Genomic DNA, 17,230 nt, shown 5'->3' with positions numbered 1-17,230 from the left:
CGAAACCCGCGCTCTTATATGTCTTAACAATCTATAACAAGCGGGGAAAAACGGGCCCTGATTATCGCGACGTAAACACCCGACTTAAGTGGGGTTGCAGTTTTGCGAGATGCGGATCAGGACGACGGCTGCGGCACGGCGTGGCCCAGCGCCACCGCCAGCAGGAACTGCTCCTGCGATGGATCAAGCCCGAGGACGTCGTTCAGAAGCGTGTCGAAGACGCCGCCGAACGGGCGCGCGCTCAGCCCCAGCGCGGTGGCGGCAAGAATCAGGTTCTGCGACAGATGGCCGGACTCAGCCACCAGCATGCGATAGCCCCCCTCGCCATACTTGTACTCGTGCCGGGGAAAGTACCCGGTCAGGCAGATCAGCGCGGCACAGCCCGAGATCATTTCCCGTTCCGCCGGCAACATGGCTTCGATCAGGCGCTCGCGGGGCAGCGGCCGCACGCATTCCAGTTCCCCCTCATCCGGGCAGAGGTGATAGATGGCTGGGGGGAGCCCTTCCACATTGAGTATGACCGGGTAGATTTCGACCGCGTAGAGCCCTCCGCTTGACGGATAGGCGCGTAGCGTGGCGTCGCGCGAGGCTCCGCTCAGGATGCCGGTCGCGCCACAAGCGATCTGGAGCAGCGCGTCGAACGGCTGGCGGGAAACCGGCAGGCCGGTATAGGCGCGCTGCGAACGCCGGGCCCGCGTGATGGCATGGAAGGCCTCGAGCTCTGCGGGGACGGATCGCCCGAGCGTCGTTCTTGGCGCGCCAGGATAAGCGCGATGCCCACCGTCAGTTGCCAGATGCAGGACGGCATCGCGGTCCAGGCCGCCGCCGGCAAGCACACCCTTTTTTGTGAGGGTATGCAACAGCCGGCCGGCGGCCCTGCCCGAGAGGTCGATCACGCCGGCGTCGGCCAGCGCGCGCAGCAGGGCATCCCCGACGCCGCGGTCGGGAGGGGATAGCCGGTCCAGCAGCTGTGCGACAGTGTGCCCGCCGTCCATGGCGCGTAACAGGCCAGCCAGCACCGCGGCCGCACCAGCCACGGCGACTTCGCGCCGTGTGGCGCGCATCAACACGCAGCCCGGCTGTGGCTCAAATGCCGGCTCCTCGCAACGCAGGGCGAAGCGCGTGGTGCTGTCTGCGTCGGCCCAGCTGCGTGCAAAGGGAACAAGCGTCGGGCATAGGGCGCCGACGTTTGCTCCGCCGGCTGGCGTCCAGGTGGTCTGCCGCCTTTCAGGCACCCCGTCTATCAGCAGGCCAGAATCGAAGACATACGAGACCGCCGTCTCATCAAACATGGTCAACCTGAAGCCGGCGGATTCAGGCATTGGGCCAGGCGCCGGCACGGCGGCCTCTGCTGTGGCTGCTGTGGCTGCTGTGGCTGCTGTCGCTGCTGTCGCTGCTGTCGCGCCGGCGCGCCGTGTCGCGTCGTCGAGCCGGTCACGCAACACCGTCTGACCGGCTAGGTCCCGCGTTGCCTTGCAGGCGGCCAGACCGGCCTCGTAAGCTTGGCAGGCCGGCGCCGGCCGATCGAGCGCCAGCAGCGCGTCGCCCAGGTCGCGTTGCAGCATGGCCGCCAGCCCCGTGCGGCTGGCGCCCTCCGGCGCCTGTGCAAGCGTCCCAAGGGCCTGCTCAAGGAAACGGACCGACTGCTCGAGCCGATGCGCCAGCCGCAGTGAGTGCCCGAGCCGGCCGAGCACGACGGCGGCGCCGAAGGACTCTCCCTGGCCCAGCGAGGCCAGCGTGGCGAACAGTTGTGGAACACGCAGGTGCAGTCCGTGGAAGAGCAGATACTCCGCCCGCGGCGCGGATGCCGTCGCAGCGTCGCTCGCGGCGTCGGCCTGCATGCCAGCCACGTCTGCCAGGACACCAAAGGCATGCCAGATCTCGGGCGCATCCGGATCAAGTGCAACGGCAGCGTCCAGGGCATGCTGCACCAGGCGGCGGATATCCGCCGCCGGTGCCGACCCGACCAGGAGCCGTGCCAGCGCACATGTGTGCTGAAGCCGGCGCCGCGACGGGACGGCGCGCACATCGAGCTCGAGTGCCTCTCGATAGCATGCGATCGCCTCGGCTGGCCTGGCGGCGCGCGCGAGACATGCGCCCTTCTCGCCGAGGACCTGCGCTGCCCGCGCGCAATCGCCCAGCGCACGGAACGCGCTTGCCGCCTGCGCATAAGACAGGCTCGCATCGGCGTCACGCTGCAGCGATGCGTCGAACTTGCCAAGCCGATGCCAGGCCTGGGCCACAAATCCCGCATCGCCCGCGTTCCTCGCGGCGGCCAGCGCGGCTTCATAGGACTGTCTTGCCTGCTCAATGTCGCCCGAGGCGCGGAACCCGTCCCCTAGCGCGGCATGCAGCATGTAGACAAGCCGGCCAACGGCCCGCGCGGGTGCGAGCCGTTGCGCCAGCGTGAGCGCGGCGTGCAGCTGCGACATCGCCGCGTCGAAGCGTGACGCCCCAAGCAGGCACTGTCCAATCCGCTCGAGGACGACAGCGCGCTCGAAAGCGCGCGCCTGCGGCAGCCGGGCTTCGATGGCCTCGAACAATTGCCGGGCATGATCCCAGTTCTGCGCCTGCAGCATTTGCTGCGCCCGCTCGCACGCGGCCGGATACCACGCGCGGATGTCCTGGTTTTTCGATACGCTCCGACTACCGGCGCTAGCGCCCTGTGTCCCTGAACTGGCCATTGGTCTCATCCGACAGATCTCCGCGCCGACAATGTGGCAGGCAAGCCCGCCCGGAGCCCGAGCGGTCGTCCGGACGCAGCTTGCGACAGCGGGACTTTATATTACGGCGCTACGCGGATGAAATCCGAACGCTCCCGCACCTCGAGCATCGGCGGCCCCACGGTGTACCACGTCTTGTGATGCGCTGTCTGCGCATGCGCTTCGATGGCGGCCTGGTCCCGATAGACTTCGTAGTACATGATTCGGGTGGGATCTTCCGGGTCGACCAGCACGTCGAACTGCAGGCAACCCGGCTCGGTCGTTCTTGCCGCTTCGGCATTCGCGTTCAGCGCTGCCATCAGTTCCTCCACCTTGCCCGGCTTGATGCGGCAATTGACCACCAATACGACGTTTCCTTCACTCATGAATCTCTCTCCTTAGTCACCGCCGCTGATCCGCACTTCGGCTCGAACGGCGTTTGTTGTGGGTCATGGCAGCATCCCGGACCGCACACAGTGCTACGATCCTAATGCTATTATCATTATACTTATATAGACCAGCACAGCAAGCCAACTTCGCGGCAATCGACTATCGTTGCAGCGCACGAACCAACAAGGAGAGGCGATCTAGTCTCCTGTGCGCGCCAGTGATCGTTATGTTGTATAATATTTTCATTATGTTCAATGCAACAGCCGTTCGCCGCCGGCAGGAATATCCTACCCATGGAAACCAGTCATTTCAGCCGCAAGCTTCCGCTCTGGTACCAGGCTTGTGAGTCGATCCGCGCGGAGATCTACAGCCGGCTGCGTTCCAGCGAACTCCGCCTCCCGCCCGAGAGCCAACTTGCAGAAGAGCATGGCGTCAGCCTGATCACCGTCCGGCAGGCATTGACGGTACTGGAGAGCGAGGGCCTGATCACGCGGACTCGCCGCCGTGGCACCGTCATCAATCCACTCGAAGCGCAGCCAAGGAAGGAGATGAAGGTCCTGGGAACACTGGCGACAGTGTTCAATCACGACTCGGCTGCGGAACTCGACCTGCTTGAGAAGCTTCTGGTCGTCACCCCCGAGGACCTGAAAGCGACCTTCCGCGACGCGACGCACCTGACCTATATGCGCCGCCTGCGCCATGACAAGAACGGCCCGATCAACTACGCGGTCAATTACATGCTTCCCGAGTTCGGTGAGAACATCACCGAGGCGGATATGCAGAAGATGCCGATTCCGCGGATCCTGCGGGACAAGTTCAATGTCAATGTCATGCGCATCGACTACAGCGCCAGCGCAATGGAAGCCTCCGCCGATATTGCGAGCCACCTCCGGGTGCCGCCGAAAAGTGCAATCCTGAATCTGGTGGCGACGGTCTTCGATCATACGGAGCGCGTGGTCGATGTCGGGCGGATCTATTGTCCCGCGGGCAAGTTCTCCTTCGATATCTCGATCGACATGTCATAGCGGCCGCGCATGCGCGGCCGGCGCGCCCGCTCTCAGAATCTGTGCTTGATGCCGATCTCGCCGCCGAAGTGTTTCGGCCTGGCATTGCTGTCGTGCACGATGTCGGCATACAGCGAGGTGCGCTTCGATAGCGAGTAGTAGTAGGCGATACCGGTCTTTTCCATCAGCGTCCGATCAGAAGTGGTATCCCTGAGCTTGCCGTGGGAAATGTGGATCTGGCTGTTCCGGATCGGAATCGTGGCGCCCAGGATCAGGGACACGCGCCGGTTCCCCGTATCGGTCATGCCGCCGCCCATCGAGGCGCGCAGCGTAAATGCCTGCGTTTCATAGACGCCGGTGACCATGTGCCAGATGGCCCTGTCGCCGCCAGGCCGGTCGTATCCATAGGCTGCGAGGACGGAACCGGCCCGGTAGGAAACGGAGAAGGAAACCGGACGATGCGGCACCTTGTTGCCCTCGGCCTCCGCGACCTGGCCAGAGAACGTCAAGCCGTCGACATCAAACTGATAGTTAACGGATTTGTCGTTGTATACTCTACCGATGCCGCCGGTGCTGATCAGGAACATCGACATCAACGTGCTGTTGTAGAGCGGGTCCGCGGGAATCTGCACGTTCCAGCTCGCTGGCGTGTATTCCCGCCCGACCCAGAACCGCCCGAACCGGCCGAGAATGCCCACCATCGAGCGGTCATTGAACAGCCGGGTCGGATCCCGCATGGCACCCGTGTCCCCGGCAAAGCGGTTCTCCACATTGAAGAAGGCCTGCATGCCGCCCCCCAGGTCCTCGGTGCCCCGCAGACCAAAGCGGTTGCCCGATCCGTTCTGCATTGCCCAGGCGCCCTTGCCCGGGTTCTTTGCGATCGCAATATCGATCACGCCATACAACGTCAGCGATTGTCCCCACGCGGTACTGCAGAGGACGAAAAGCAGGAAAGAGACTAACAATTTCATCGGACCACGCTCCCCCATCTGTTGCCTTTGGCACTTCAGGCATATTTATTAAGAATATTTATAAATCTATTGGGCGGGACAGCCTCCTCGCTACACCGCCGGGTGGTCCCTCACATCATGTCTTCAAAGGAATTGATGGACATCTGCGTGCCGCGCAGAACACCGCCGGCGTCGAACTGGAAATGAAATACCGCGATCTGCGTCACATACTGGAAGCGGTAGGACCAGATTTCACGCTTCTGCAGCGCGTAGTACTGGATCGGCAAGCGGGGCTTGCCGAAACGCGCCACCACATCCTGCTTGGCCCACGCGCCCGGCCTGGCCTGCTGCAGCCCCTCCATCGTCAGCATCTGGCGATAGTCGACCAGAGCGCCATCCGTATCGAAATCCGCGGCATAGACGAAGAGTCCGAGCGGCTGGCCCGAGTACAGCCAGCGGCTGCGCCCGTCATGCAGCCGAACCTTGTCGGTGGGTTCTCCTATCCTGGCCTGCAGCGTCTGCGCGGAAATGCCGCGCACCTCCTGCAGTTCAACCATGGTCGGCGCAGCGGCGCAACCGGCCAATGCAAGCGCGGCACCGGCACTTGCCAGAAAACCGCCGAGCGCACTCAATCGGTCTATTTCCTTTTTCATCAGCGATTCCCAGAGGGGTGAGGAATCCCCGGGATGAATCCACGGGGCAAATGGGGAACAGGAATTCCCGCAGACAGAGGCTGACGGCGCAGGCCCTGCCTGCGCCGCTGATGCCGTCAGGCGCCCAACCTACGGCCTGAGCACGTAAGCCGGCGCGGTGGCGTTCTGCCCGATATAGGAAGTCGATCCCAGGAAATTGGGCCGATACGGTTCGGCATGGCTGTTCAGGCCCGCCGGCAGGGTGCCGACCAGCGCCGGGCCGTTGATGCGCGCCAGCACGCGATCCCTCGCCCGGGTCACGTCCCTGAGCAGCTTCTGCACGTCCCAGCCGACCAGTTTCCTATCGCGGTACACGATCTTTCCGGCAATGACCACGTCGCGCACGTTGCGCGACTCCATCAGCGTGACCACGGTGCCGGGAACGTTGTTCATGGGCGCGGTGTTGAGCGTATTGGCGTCGAGCACGACGATGTCGGCCTCTTTTCCCGGTGTCAGCGTGCCGACCTTGTGAAGCAGTCCTGAGCCCGCGGCGCCGGCAATGGTCATCATCTCGATCACTTGCCGGCTGGTCACCAGCTGCGGCGCCTTCAGCCCCTGCGGGTCGCTCAGCGGGAACACCAGCTCGTTCGCCAATGCCCGTTGCAGCGTGAATGCGGAACGCATCATCGAGAACGGGTTGGTCGTCATGTTGGTTTCCGTGTCCGGGCTCAGGCTGGGCAGGATGCCGTAGTTCAGCGCAAGCTGGAACGGCGGCATGCCGTGGCGCATCTGCATTTCCACCAGCGGCGAGATCGAAACGTGCGCGCCCCGGTCGGCAACCAATTGCCAGGCGCGCGACCTGACGTTATCCACGCCGATCTGGGCGACCGGCTCGTCCTGCCACAGCGTGCAGTGAACCAGCGTGACATCGGACCAGTCGGCGCCGTTGCGCGGATCCTGCGCAATGCCCTCGACGACTGCGCCGTGCGCCGCGTGGTTGTTGATCCAGGCGCCGAACTCCCGCGCGAGTTGCCAGCCCGTGTAGTTCTGCTTCTCGCGCGTGCGCGGATCGACCACCGGGTGCCAGTCCAGCATCGCGCCCAGCGTCACCAGCTGGTCCTTCGAGTTGAAGTACGTCTTGGCCAGCCGGCCCAGCCCGAATGACGTATCGCCGCTGCGGCCGGGGTATTCATAGGACTGCTCCGGGAACTGCGCCGAGCGGTCATTGCCCCATCCGTAAGCGTAGACCGCGCGTTGGCCCGAATCGAAGAGCGCCTGGATCATTGCGTCGGTATGGTCCGGCGTGTGCGATGACTGCGAGGTATCCGTGATCGTGGTGACGCCCTGGGTGATCTGGCTGAGGGACGACACCAGCTCGGCGATGTAGCAGTCCTCCGGGTCCATGGGCGGGCGCCCGAGATCCCAGATGGGCGGCTGGCCCGGAACGGGCGGATTCGGCATGAATCCCGGCGTCCAGACCTCCTGGATGGTGGTGGTATAGAACTCGCCCGGCCATTTGGCGACCGGCTGCTGGCTATTGGCCGGTATGGCGCGGATATGGATGCCATCGGACAACGCACTGCGCATCAGCGTCTGGTACTGATGCTGGTGCGTGCTGATGAAGCCGGGCATCACGATGGTTCCGCTGCAATCGATGACCTGCGCGTCGGTCGCTTCCAGATGCGGGGCAATGGCCACGATCTTCTTGCCCTCGACCAGGACATCCGCCTGTTCGAAGTCTCCTACCTTCTCGTCAAGCGTGAGGACCGTGCCGCCTTTCAGCAGCAGGCGCACGCCGCGGTTCCCGCCGACTTCCGGGCTCCGATACGCCTGGCTGTATGCGCTGCGAGCCGATGCCTCGCTGACCGCGTTGTCGGCTCGATTCTCCTGCCCTGCTGCATCCGCCGGCGGCCATTTACCGACTCGCCCGGATTCGCCTTGCTCATTCATGCTCCGACTCCAGATATGAAGGAAATATTTCCCTGTGGCTGGCGCCTGGACCTGGCGCCATGCCTGCATGCGACTGACGCCTGGCTAGGCTGCAGGCCCAATGCGCAGGTCAATGCTGGCGACGCCTGCGACCACGCCGTGCAGGCTGTCGCCGGCACGCACCGGCCCGACGCCGTGGGGCGTTCCCGTATAGATCAGGTCGCCCGGCCCGAGGCGATAGTATTTGGAGAGATCGGATACCAGCTCCGCCACGTTCCAGATAAACATCGAGATATCGCTGTCCTGCTTCGTCTCGCCATTCACCGAGACCGCGATCCTGCCGCTTTGCGGGTGACCGATTTCCGAAACCGGCACGATCTCCGAGACGATCGCGGACTCCTCGAAATCCTTGCCCACCTCCCACGGCCGGCCCTTGTCGCGCGCGGCGAGCTGCAGGTCGCGCCGCGTCATGTCGAGCCCGCATGCGTATCCGAACACGCAGTCCCAGGCCTCGGCGGGCGACACCCTGAACGCAGGCTTTCCGATCGCGGCAACCAGTTCGATCTCGTGGTGATAGTTGGCAGTGGCCGGCGGATACGGAACGACCGAGTCCGTGTGCGTGATGGCGAAGGGACTCTTGGTGAAATAGAAGGGCGGCTCAGGCGAGACTTCCCTGCCCATCTCCCTGGCATGGTCGGCATAGTTCAGCGCGACGCAGAAGATGCGGCGCACATGGTAAGGCTGGGCGCTGCCACGAATGGGCACACGCGGCAGCACCAGGCTTTGCGGGTCGAATTCAAGTGAGGTGTTCATGTTCGGCTTGATAGTGGTGTTAAGCGGCGGCTCAGGGGACGACGCGATTCAGCAGTGCCTCGGAAGGCTCCCCGCCCCACGGCGAGACAAAGCCCTGGGCGATGTCAACGCGCTTGCGTCCCGAGCTTGCGTTCAGCAGGTCGCCATGCGCGTAGTGTTCGTGAACCATCCCCCAGGGGCCGCCCCAGTAGTCGAACACCTGGTTTCCGAGCAGGTGGCGTCCAACGCCATAAAGCGGCTCGTACCTTCCCTTCGCTTGCAGGTGCTCGTGGCCGGTGAAGACGTCGTCGAGGTCAACCACCTCGAAGGCGAGATGGTTCAGGCCCGCGGTGGCATTGCTGAAGAACATCGCCACGTGGTGGTCGACGAACTCGTCGCCGCAGTCGCAGCGGTTGAACGACCCCAGCACGTTGTCCGGGCTGCCCTCGTACACCTCCTCTGACGGCAGCAGGCCCAGCACATGCCAGTACCATTCCAGCGTCTCCTGCAACCGGGGGGTGAAGATGACGGCATGGCCGAAGCTCCTGACCCGGGCGGGCCCCATGTGGATCCGGTCCAGTACGCCGACCGTCCGGCCTTGCTCCGGATGGCGATGCGTAATCGGAAGCTCAGGCAGCGGCGCGATGCCGTGGACGACTTCGATCAGGTAGCCGTCGGGGTCGCGCAGGCGCACGCGCTTGCCGCCACCGGGCGCGTCGATCGGCTCCACCGCGGAGGCGCCAGGCACCCGCGTCAGCTTCTCCAGGTCTGCCTCGCTGCCCGCGCGGTAGGCCATGCCCAGGAAGGCAGGGCTGCCCTTTTCCGTCACATGGATGTATTGCGCGGGCCCGGTGCCGCGCATGTACAACGTATTCTCGTTGCGCGCGACGCGCACCATGCCGAAATCGAGCAGGAATGCCTCCATCCTGTCCAGATCCGGTGCGCGCAGCCGCCCGTATGCAACGCCGGTTGCCTTGATGATGCTCATCATGTCTCCAGGTATTGGCTGGCCGCTCGTGGGCGGCCGAGCCTTGTGCCGATTGTTGCTAAGCCGCCTCGGTCTCGGCTTCGAGCGTGCTGAAATTGCCCGGCGAAATGACCTCGAGGCATTCGAAATCGGCCGACCAGTCCAGCGCGCCGTGCGTCAGGCCGCCAGGCTGGTACATGCAGTCGCCGGCCTTGAGCGTGACTTCGCCGTGGCCCTCGTGCCAGAGCTTCATCCATCCCTTGAGCATGTAGACGACCTGCAGGTCTACGATGTGCCGGTGACCGCCGATGGGCGACTCCATCGACGCGGTGGCACGAATCAGGTGCACCAGGTAGCGGCCGCTGGTCGCCTTGCGCATGCCGAGATCGCAATACTCGAAGAAGCCCCGCCTTCCATCGCTTTCCCAGTTCAGATCCTCGCCTCTGAGGATCGTCAGTTTCTCCACGTCTTCCATCATGTCTCCTTGTCCAGTTTCCAGAAGATTTGCGCCCGTGCGGGTTGCCGTGCCGGACCCGCAGCCCGCCCGGCGCTATGCCACCGGATTGGCCAGCGTGCCAAGTCCGGCGATCTCGATTTCGATGCGGTCCCCTCGCTTGAGATAGACCGGCGGCGTGCGGCCGGCGCCAACGCCTTCCGGGGTGCCGGTGCTGAAAATGTCGCCCGGCTGGAACCGGTACCATTTCGAGAAATACGAGATAAGCCTGGGAATCCGGCAGATGAGATCGCTGGTGCCGCTGTCCTGCATGACCTTGCCGTTCACGCGCGTGGTGATCGCCAGGTCGTGGGGATCCGCGATCTCGTCAGCGGTAGTCAGGACTGGACCGCATGGCGAAAAGCTGGGCAGGTTCTTGCCGAGGATGTTCCGGTCCCATGCGCGGATGGACTGGAAGCGCTCGGTCGAGGAGAACACCTCGGCTACCCAGTTGCGCGCCGACACGTCGTTGACGATGGTGTAGCCGGCGACATACTGCATCGCCGACGCTTCGTCGACGTTATGGCAGGTCCGTCCGAACACGAAGGCGAACTCGCCTTCGAAGTCGACCTGGTCCGGAAACTGCGGCGGAATCAGGATTGGCTTCTCGTGGCCCGTCAATGTGTCGGCAGGCTTGATGAAGGCGGTAGGATTTTCCGGCAGCGGCACGTCCGGATACTCGCGCATATGGCGACCGTAGTTGCCGGACGCCGCCAACAACAAACGCGGCTCCGGGATCGGGGCCAGCAGCGGCGTGCCATGGAACGACACCAGTGCCCCAGTTTCGCTGAGCTGGGCACTCGCGTGGTCGCTCATTTCCTCGACGGCACGCCGGCACTGATCGGCCAGCGCCAGTGCGGGAGCGCCGCCTTCGAGAATGCCGCGCACATCCGCAGGGATAAGCCTCGCCACACCAAGATGCCGGCGCAGCAAGATCAGGTCGAGGATATTCCCGTCGCTCATCAGCAGGCCGGGATGGCCCTTTTCCCCACAGTCGATAGTCACGAATTTCATCTTGCCGTCTCCTTATGCCTGCGCCTTGCCAGTCGGTATGGACGCCCACCCAACCATCTGCCAGCCGAAGGAAGCCAACACCCATACGCTCTGGAAGAGGCTGTCGATCAGCCGCTTCTCGCCACTGGACATGCCCTGGATCGCAATGTGGCCATGAACCACCGCGGTATCCCCGTACACCTGGACCGCTGCCGCCGTGCGCTTGATGTCGAGGTACTTCACCGCCCCGCTCGCGATGGAGGCGAGGTATTGCTGCTTGTCGTCCTGCCTCGCGCTGCCGTGGATGTAGACCAGGTCGCCGCCCAGCAGGCGGTCCAGGCCTGCCATGTCACCGCCGATCATCGCGGCATGCCGCTGGTCGTCGGCATTGAGGACCGAGGTGATCTTGCTTTTGGTTTCGTCTTTCATATCGATTCTTCCAGGCCATCGGATGAAGGCTGACATCCGATGGCTATTTTTTGCTTATATCAATAGATTTAATGTGCGGACCATGGCCGCCGGTTATCGCGTCATTGCGCCATGGAATCCGCCACCGATCCGCCTGTCTTCGGATCCTTCAACGCGCGGCTGCCGGCGCCTGACTGGCCGGGGGCATGGGCAGGAATCAGCCAGATGGCGAGCGCAGAGATCGAGCAGATGGCAGCCATCACCATCAGCGGCGCCGTCAGGCTTCCGGTCCGCTCCTGGCCGATCCCCATCAGGTAAGGCCCGATGAAGGAACCGAACGACGCAACCGTGTTGACCAGGGCCAACCCGCACGCGGCGCTCTGCCCGACCAGCAGCGTGGACGCCAGCGCCCAGGCGGGCGGAAAGCACGCGAACAGGAAGGCGCAGGCAACGCTGAGACCGGCTATGGTGACGTAGATGTTGGTGCTTGCCTGGACGCTGATCACGAAGCCCAGCGCTCCCAGGAGGACTGCGAAACAGAAATGTCCGCGACGCTCCTGGAAATAGTCGGACGAGTAGCCGAGCAGCAGCGTCACCAGCACGGTGCCAATCCAGGGAATGGAGGCGATCAGGCCGATGTTGCGGAAGCCGCTGACGCCGGCCGACTGCACCATCGTGGGCAGCCAGAAGACGATGCCGTACAGGCCGAGATAGCCGCCCGCCATGATTGCGCCGAGTGCCCACGCGCGCCAGTCCTTGAACGCCAGGAACCAGCCGCCCGACTCATGCCTGGAGGCACGATCCCTTGCGATTGCGTCGAGGACGACGCGCTTCTCATGTGGGCTGAGCCACTTTGCGTCCTGGGGCTTGTCCGCGACCAGCAGGAAGAACACGAAGCCCATCAGGATCGCCGGGATGCCCATGACCACAAACAGCCATTGCCACCCGGCCAGCCCGGCCGTGCCGGACATCGACTCCAGGATCCAGCCGGACAACGGGCCAATGAACAGGTTGCTGATCGGGAACACCAGCAGCAGCAATGCCATGACCCGGCCAAAGCGCGCCCGCGGGAACCAGCCGGACAGGTAATAGACGATGCCGGGGTAGAAGCCAGCCTCCATGAGGCCCAGCAGGAACCGGGCCATATAGAACTGCTCCGGCGTGCGCACCAGGATCGTCCCGACCGTGACGATGCCCCAGCTCACCATGATCCTGGCAATCCATTTCTTCGCACCCACGCGCGCCAGGATGACGTTGCTCGGCACTTCGAACAGCAGGTAGCCGAGCGAGAAGATCCCGGCCCCAAAACCGTAGGCCGCGGCTGACAGGCCGAAGGCCTCGGTGATCTGCAACTTGGCGAAGCCGACAATGAAACGGTCGAACAGCGCAATCATCGAACAAATGAACAGCAGCGGCAGGATGCCTCGCGTCACGCGCCGAAATACCTTGTCCTCTTCTTCCTTGCCGATCTCCGCCGGCAAGCTTGTCCTGATAGTCGAATCAGAATTGATCATGGTGAACCCTTCTCTTTCTGGATGAGCCAGCCCTTGCCGGGACGCCGGCAAGGGACGGTGAATCGCGTGGCAAGACCCAAAGACCGGCATGCCAGCCCGGGACAGCCTCCGCCTCAGGGCGCGACGCGCTCGTAGATCGCCAGGTCGTGCTCGGCGAACAACGGGATGCCTTCCTGCAGGAATCTCTTGAAATGCGGCGTCTGCTGATGCGCCTGCAGCGCCGCCAGATCCCGGTAGACTTCGTAGACGACAATGCGCTCGTCGCCGTCCTCGGCGGTCGTCACATCGAACTGCAGGCAACCTGCTTCGGTCTGCAGTGCCGCCATGCGGTTCTTCTCCAGCTCATCCAGCAGTTGCTGCCGCTTGCCGGCCTGCGCCTGGCAGGCCACCACCACCACTTGCTTTCTCTCGCTCATCAGTCTCCCCTCTTGCTTGTTGTGTATTGCTTCGCTGCGCCGGGCGGGCGGCCTGTCGCGTGCCGGCCGAACCGCCTCAGCCGCGCCCGGTCACGGTGCCGTGCGTGACAGCCGCACCGGCTGCCGCACTTCGAGAAGCGGTGCGCCTTCGGTCACCCATCGCTTGTGGTGAGCGGTCTGCGCGTGTGAATCGATCGCCGCCTGGTCCCGGTAGACCTCGTAGTACATGATCTTGGTCGGATCGTCCTTGTCGACGCTGACGTCGAAATGCAGGCAGCCCGGCTCCGCGCGGGAGGCTTCCGCATTCGCCAGCAACTCCGCCATCAGTTCCTTCACCTTGTCGCTCCGGATCCGGCAGCTCACTGCCAGGACCACGTTCCTTTCGCTCATCGCTTCTTCCCCTTCAGTAGATTGATCTGCTCGCAGACCGTACTGCCTGGCGCAGGCGCGGCCAGGCACGAACATCCATCACGCGGACGTAAACGCTTGCGGCACAGAGGCCCAGGCCGCCATTTGCCATTGCTTGTCCGACCTGACCCAGACGCTCTGGAACAGGCCGGTCATGCCCTTGCGGCTGCCCTCGCGCAACACACTGAGTGAAAGCTGTCCGTGCATGACGGCGGTCGGCCCATAGACCTGCACGACTGCCTCCGACCGCTTCAGCTCGACGTATTTGACGAGGCCGCTCGATACCGCCTTGAGATAGGCAGCCTTGTCTTCCGTACGCGCAGTCGCATGCGTGTAGACCAGGGAATCCGCAAGCAACGCATCCAGCGCGGCCACGTCGCCGGCCAGCATGGCCGCATATCGCGCGTCATCCGCCGCCATCACCGCCGCAATGTCGGCGCTCAGCTTCTCGTTCATCTCCACCACCTTTTCGAGTTTTCAGGGTTGCCCCGGACAATCTTCGGAGCCTCAAAACTAATGATAATATTTATATACTCTTATGAGACAAGATCAATCAGGGATTCCCCGCGCGACCCGGTCTTGGGCGGCACGAGCCTCACATCTTCGCCTCGCCCGGCAACTGAAATTCGACGGCCAGCGCTCGCGAATCAACAACTTCGAAACAGCCACCTCGTCAATTCTCATGGATATCAAGCAACTCCGTGCATTGCTGGCCGTCGCAGAGACCGGCAGCACGACCAAGGCGGCGGAACGCCTGCACATCGTCCAGCCCGCCGTCTCCCGCCACATCCGGCTTCTCGAGGAGGAGCTGGGCGTCGAACTGTTCGAGCGCGAACGGCACGGCATGCTGCTGACCGATGCCGGCAAGACCCTCGCGGAGTACGGCCGGCGTGCGCTGCGCGAACTGGATCGCGCCAGGGCCGAGATCCAGCCCGCCGCGGGCCTGGTCTCAGGCACGGCGGACATTGGCCTCCTTCCCAGTTGCGGCGAACTCCTGGCGCCGGAGCTGGTTGCCACGCTAAGGGACCGGCATCCGCAGCTGGGCGTCCGCCTGACGGTAGGCTATGCCGGGCATTTGCGGCAGTGGCTCGAGTCGGGCGAGGTGGATGCCGCGCTGATGTATGACGACAAGTCGGTCACGGGCCTGCAGGTGCAGGCCCTGCTCGACGAGCAGCTGTACCTGGTGGGGCGGCCAGGCACGCTGCCACAGGCCGGGCCGCTTTCCGTCATGGACCTGGAGGGACTGGCGCTGGTGCTGCCGAATCCGCCGCATGGCCTTCGCAATGTGGTGGAGCATGCTTATGCCGTTTCCGGTATTGACCTCGTTATTGCCGCCGAAACCAATTCGCTCAGCGTGCAGAAGTCGCTGGTAGCGAAAGGCTTCGCCCATACCATCCTGCCAAGTTCCGCCATCTCCGACGACCTGGCGCGTGGCACCCTGGCCGCCGCGCCCATTGCCTCGCCGGCCCTGTCTCGCCGCATCCTTCTTGCGCGGCTTGCCACGCGCACCCAATCCACCGCCGCCTCCTGTGCGACCGCCGCGCTCGTGTCGCTGATGAAGCGCCTGGTGCAGGACGGCATCTGGCGCGGTGCGACATGGATCGGCGCGTAAAAAAAATCGCCATGGCATCGCGGCTGCTCACGGGGTGCCAGCGGATCGCGAACGGATTGGCCGGCGGCGCCTCCGTAATGATCCAGACACTCCTGGCCTGCCTGGCAAGAGGTTCGGACCTGGATTTGTCATCGAAAAATGCAAGGCATTCGCTTCGGTGGATCAGTGGTCATGATGTTAGAACTGATACTCATCGAAGGTGAAATTCAACTTGCTGATCTGAAGGATCAGTTAACGTGATACCGGGCGCCGCGACGCAATCCGGTATGTCAGGGACGATTTGGCAAGAAGGCCGGATCGCCGCACCAGGACAGCGCGGTTCAGCGCTTGGATGTCGTCGTCGGACCAGCCGCGGCCAATGCCTTCAGCTCGCGGGTGTTGAAGAAGTGCTCGCGCACACAGGCGCCGTCCCTCGACGTGGAGGTCTGGTGGTCGGCGTCGATGCATTCCATCGTCCGCCGCGCCAGGATGCCGGCCTTGTCGCCATTCACCGCATGATCCATGCCCCGCATCACGCCAGGCGCGCCCGGGCATCAAGCCGGATCCAGGACGTCCGACCTCGGCTGGAACCGGTGGATATGAATCGTCTGCCAGACGCCGGCCTGATAGAACGGATCGGACCGGTTAAAGGCGATCACGGCCTCCTTGCTCCTTGCCCGGACCAGGAACAAGCTGCCGATCATGTGCTCGCCGCCGTCGGACATCAGCGGGCCGCGCAGCACGCATTCGACAGGCGCCGCGGCCAGGTAGGCACGGTGCGCGTCATGGCTTGCCAGCCGGCGCGGCAGCGCGTCGGCATGGTCCAGGCAATGGATGATGAAGTACGTGTCGTCCGGGTCCATCGGTGCTGCTCCACATGCTGCCATCAGGAGGCTCCTGGCACGGGCGGCGCGCTCGCGGCCGGCATCGGCGTCGAGGCCCAGGCCAGCATCTGCCATGCGCCCTGATGGCGCCTCCACACGCTGAGAAAGCGGTTGTCGAGCGTGCGCTCCGCCCCGTCCACCACGGCCCTGAGCAGGGCCTTGCCCTGCATCACGGCCAGGTCGCCGTAGATCGCCTGCCCCACCTCCGCCAGGCTCGCATGCAGGTAGCGCACCCGCCCGCTGCGGATCGAGCCAAGGTACTCCGCCTTGCTCTCGCGCAATGCCGAGGAGTGCGTATAGGAAAGCTCGTCAGCCAGCAGGGCATCGAGCGCAGCCAGGTCGCCGGACAGCATGGCGCGATACCGCGCCTGATCGGCTTGCGTGAGTGCGGCAAGGTCCGCGGGTTCGCCCAATGCCATCGTCGTGGTCTCCAGGTCAGCCATGAAGGTAAGCCTTCACCAGGGTCTTGTCGTTCAGCAGCGCCTGCCATTCGCCGCGCCGGACTTCATGGATCACGCGCCCCACTGACAGCACGTAGGCGCGATCCGTCATGTCCGCGGCGATCGCCACGCTTTGTTCGACCAGCAAGATGCTCAGCCCACGCGCGCGCAGCTGGTTCAGCACCGCCAGAATCTCCTTGACGATGCGGGGCGCCAGGCCGGTGGTGAGTTCATCCATGATCAGGAGGTCGGGCTGGAGCAACAGTGCGCGCGCGATCGCCACCATCTGCTGCTGCCCGCCGGACAGCAGCCCGACCGCGCTGTCGGCACGTTCGCGCAGCAGCGCAAACAGATCGCATACATCGTCATAGGTGTAGCGCAGCGCGCCGCCGCGGGCGCGCTTGCCGGCATGCTCGGCCAGGCGCAGGTTGTCGCGCACCGACAGCTCGGCGAACAGGTTGCGGTTTTCCAGCACTACGCCGATGCCATGCCTGAAGCGGCGATGCCCGGGGACATGGCCGATCTCCGCCCCGTCCTTGACGATGCTGCCGGCCATCGGCCGGATCAGGCCGGCCAGCGTGCGCACCAGCGCGGTCTTGCCGGCGCCGTTGGCGCCCACCACCGCCACCGCCTCGCCCGGCGCGACCGTCATGTCGACATCGTGCAGCACCGGCACCGCGCCGTAACCGGCGCGCAGGCCTTTCACGTTCAGCATGG

20 protein-coding genes are annotated in these 17,230 nt (G+C 64.1%); 2 read left to right on the top strand and 18 right to left on the bottom strand.

The annotated features are described in order from the left end of the window. Positions 1-116: 116 nt before the first annotated feature. Together AC3WLF_RS25160 and AC3WLF_RS25155 are read right to left on the bottom strand one after the other, a co-directional pair. Entirely contained in the window at positions 117-2,579 is a 2,463-nt protein-coding gene (locus AC3WLF_RS25160; protein ID WP_492358975.1) for a SagB family peptide dehydrogenase, read from the bottom strand. 206 nt (positions 2,580-2,785) lie between these two features. Beyond that, the gene (locus tag AC3WLF_RS25155) at positions 2,786-3,088 is read right to left on the bottom strand and encodes a putative quinol monooxygenase (RefSeq protein WP_492351789.1); all 303 of its coding nucleotides are present in this window, start codon (positions 3,086-3,088) and stop codon (positions 2,786-2,788) included. A gap of 297 nt (positions 3,089-3,385) precedes the next feature. On the opposite strand from AC3WLF_RS25155, the gene AC3WLF_RS25150 reads away from it, so the two are divergent. After that, positions 3,386-4,117: a GntR family transcriptional regulator gene (locus AC3WLF_RS25150; protein WP_492351788.1), complete on the top strand. Its 732-nt coding sequence runs from the start codon at positions 3,386-3,388 to the stop codon at positions 4,115-4,117. A 32-nt stretch (positions 4,118-4,149) separates the two neighbouring features. On the opposite strand, the gene AC3WLF_RS25145 is transcribed toward AC3WLF_RS25150, so the two are convergent. The 12 genes from AC3WLF_RS25145 to AC3WLF_RS25090 all read right to left on the bottom strand — a co-directional run bounded on the left by AC3WLF_RS25145 (position 4,150) and on the right by AC3WLF_RS25090 (position 14,054). Next, positions 4,150-5,067, bottom strand: a complete 918-nt coding sequence (locus tag AC3WLF_RS25145; protein ID WP_492351787.1) for a porin — start codon at positions 5,065-5,067, stop codon at positions 4,150-4,152. Between the two features lie 110 nt (positions 5,068-5,177). Further along, positions 5,178-5,603: a hypothetical protein gene (locus AC3WLF_RS25140; protein ID WP_492357043.1), complete on the bottom strand. Its 426-nt coding sequence runs from the start codon at positions 5,601-5,603 to the stop codon at positions 5,178-5,180. 225 nt (positions 5,604-5,828) lie between these two features. Then, positions 5,829-7,628, bottom strand: a complete 1,800-nt coding sequence (locus tag AC3WLF_RS25135; protein ID WP_492358974.1) for an amidohydrolase family protein — start codon at positions 7,626-7,628, stop codon at positions 5,829-5,831. A gap of 84 nt (positions 7,629-7,712) precedes the next feature. Further along, positions 7,713-8,420 carry a fumarylacetoacetate hydrolase family protein gene (locus AC3WLF_RS25130; protein WP_436226094.1) on the bottom strand — a complete coding sequence of 236 codons (708 nt, stop codon included), beginning with the start codon at positions 8,418-8,420 and terminating at the stop codon, positions 7,713-7,715. 31 nt (positions 8,421-8,451) lie between these two features. Next, on the bottom strand, positions 8,452-9,387 hold the full coding sequence (locus AC3WLF_RS25125) for a VOC family protein (RefSeq protein WP_492358973.1): 936 nt from the start codon (positions 9,385-9,387) through the stop codon (positions 8,452-8,454). Positions 9,388-9,445: 58 nt separating this feature from the next. Further along, positions 9,446-9,844, bottom strand: coding sequence for a cupin domain-containing protein (locus AC3WLF_RS25120; RefSeq protein ID WP_436226092.1), 399 nt, complete (start codon positions 9,842-9,844; stop codon positions 9,446-9,448). Between the two features lie 72 nt (positions 9,845-9,916). Continuing rightward, a complete protein-coding gene (locus AC3WLF_RS25115) occupies positions 9,917-10,873 on the bottom strand; it encodes a fumarylacetoacetate hydrolase family protein (RefSeq protein ID WP_492351783.1) in 957 nt (318 codons plus the stop codon). 12 nt (positions 10,874-10,885) lie between these two features. Further along, the gene (locus tag AC3WLF_RS25110) at positions 10,886-11,281 is read right to left on the bottom strand and encodes a nuclear transport factor 2 family protein (RefSeq protein ID WP_492351782.1); all 396 of its coding nucleotides are present in this window, start codon (positions 11,279-11,281) and stop codon (positions 10,886-10,888) included. Between the two features lie 101 nt (positions 11,282-11,382). Then, positions 11,383-12,741 (bottom strand): MFS transporter, encoded by a 1,359-nt coding sequence (locus tag AC3WLF_RS25105; RefSeq protein WP_492357047.1) that lies wholly within the window; start codon positions 12,739-12,741, stop codon positions 11,383-11,385. A gap of 146 nt (positions 12,742-12,887) precedes the next feature. Then, positions 12,888-13,190: a putative quinol monooxygenase gene (locus tag AC3WLF_RS25100; RefSeq protein WP_492351780.1), complete on the bottom strand. Its 303-nt coding sequence runs from the start codon at positions 13,188-13,190 to the stop codon at positions 12,888-12,890. A gap of 90 nt (positions 13,191-13,280) precedes the next feature. Continuing rightward, positions 13,281-13,580, bottom strand: a complete 300-nt coding sequence (locus AC3WLF_RS25095) for a putative quinol monooxygenase (protein ID WP_492351779.1) — start codon at positions 13,578-13,580, stop codon at positions 13,281-13,283. A gap of 78 nt (positions 13,581-13,658) precedes the next feature. After that, the gene (locus tag AC3WLF_RS25090; protein WP_492358972.1) at positions 13,659-14,054 is read right to left on the bottom strand and encodes a nuclear transport factor 2 family protein; all 396 of its coding nucleotides are present in this window, start codon (positions 14,052-14,054) and stop codon (positions 13,659-13,661) included. A 226-nt stretch (positions 14,055-14,280) separates the two neighbouring features. On the opposite strand from AC3WLF_RS25090, the gene AC3WLF_RS25085 reads away from it, so the two are divergent. Beyond that, positions 14,281-15,210 carry a LysR family transcriptional regulator gene (locus AC3WLF_RS25085; protein WP_492351777.1) on the top strand — a complete coding sequence of 310 codons (930 nt, stop codon included), beginning with the start codon at positions 14,281-14,283 and terminating at the stop codon, positions 15,208-15,210. Between the two features lie 320 nt (positions 15,211-15,530). Here AC3WLF_RS25085 and AC3WLF_RS25080 read toward each other — a convergent pair whose 3' ends face one another. From AC3WLF_RS25080 to AC3WLF_RS25065, 4 genes are read right to left on the bottom strand one after another with little or no spacing between them, the layout of a single operon-like run. Further along, complete coding sequence (locus AC3WLF_RS25080; protein WP_492321054.1) at positions 15,531-15,713, bottom strand: hypothetical protein; 183 nt, start codon at positions 15,711-15,713, stop codon at positions 15,531-15,533. A gap of 30 nt (positions 15,714-15,743) precedes the next feature. Further along, on the bottom strand, positions 15,744-16,052 hold the full coding sequence (locus AC3WLF_RS25075) for a YciI family protein (protein ID WP_035825261.1): 309 nt from the start codon (positions 16,050-16,052) through the stop codon (positions 15,744-15,746). A gap of 23 nt (positions 16,053-16,075) precedes the next feature. Beyond that, positions 16,076-16,516, bottom strand: coding sequence for a nuclear transport factor 2 family protein (locus AC3WLF_RS25070; protein ID WP_492357048.1), 441 nt, complete (start codon positions 16,514-16,516; stop codon positions 16,076-16,078). Beyond that, positions 16,509-17,228 (bottom strand): ABC transporter ATP-binding protein, encoded by a 720-nt coding sequence (locus tag AC3WLF_RS25065; RefSeq protein WP_492321004.1) that lies wholly within the window; start codon positions 17,226-17,228, stop codon positions 16,509-16,511. Before AC3WLF_RS25065 ends, AC3WLF_RS25070 begins: the two co-directional genes overlap by 8 nt. Positions 17,229-17,230: the final 2 nt, after the last annotated feature.

The organism is Cupriavidus sp. FW306-01-F10A (assembly GCF_058782785.1).
Note: the sequence above shows the minus strand (reverse complement) of the source record. Positions and strands in the feature narration are given on the sequence as shown.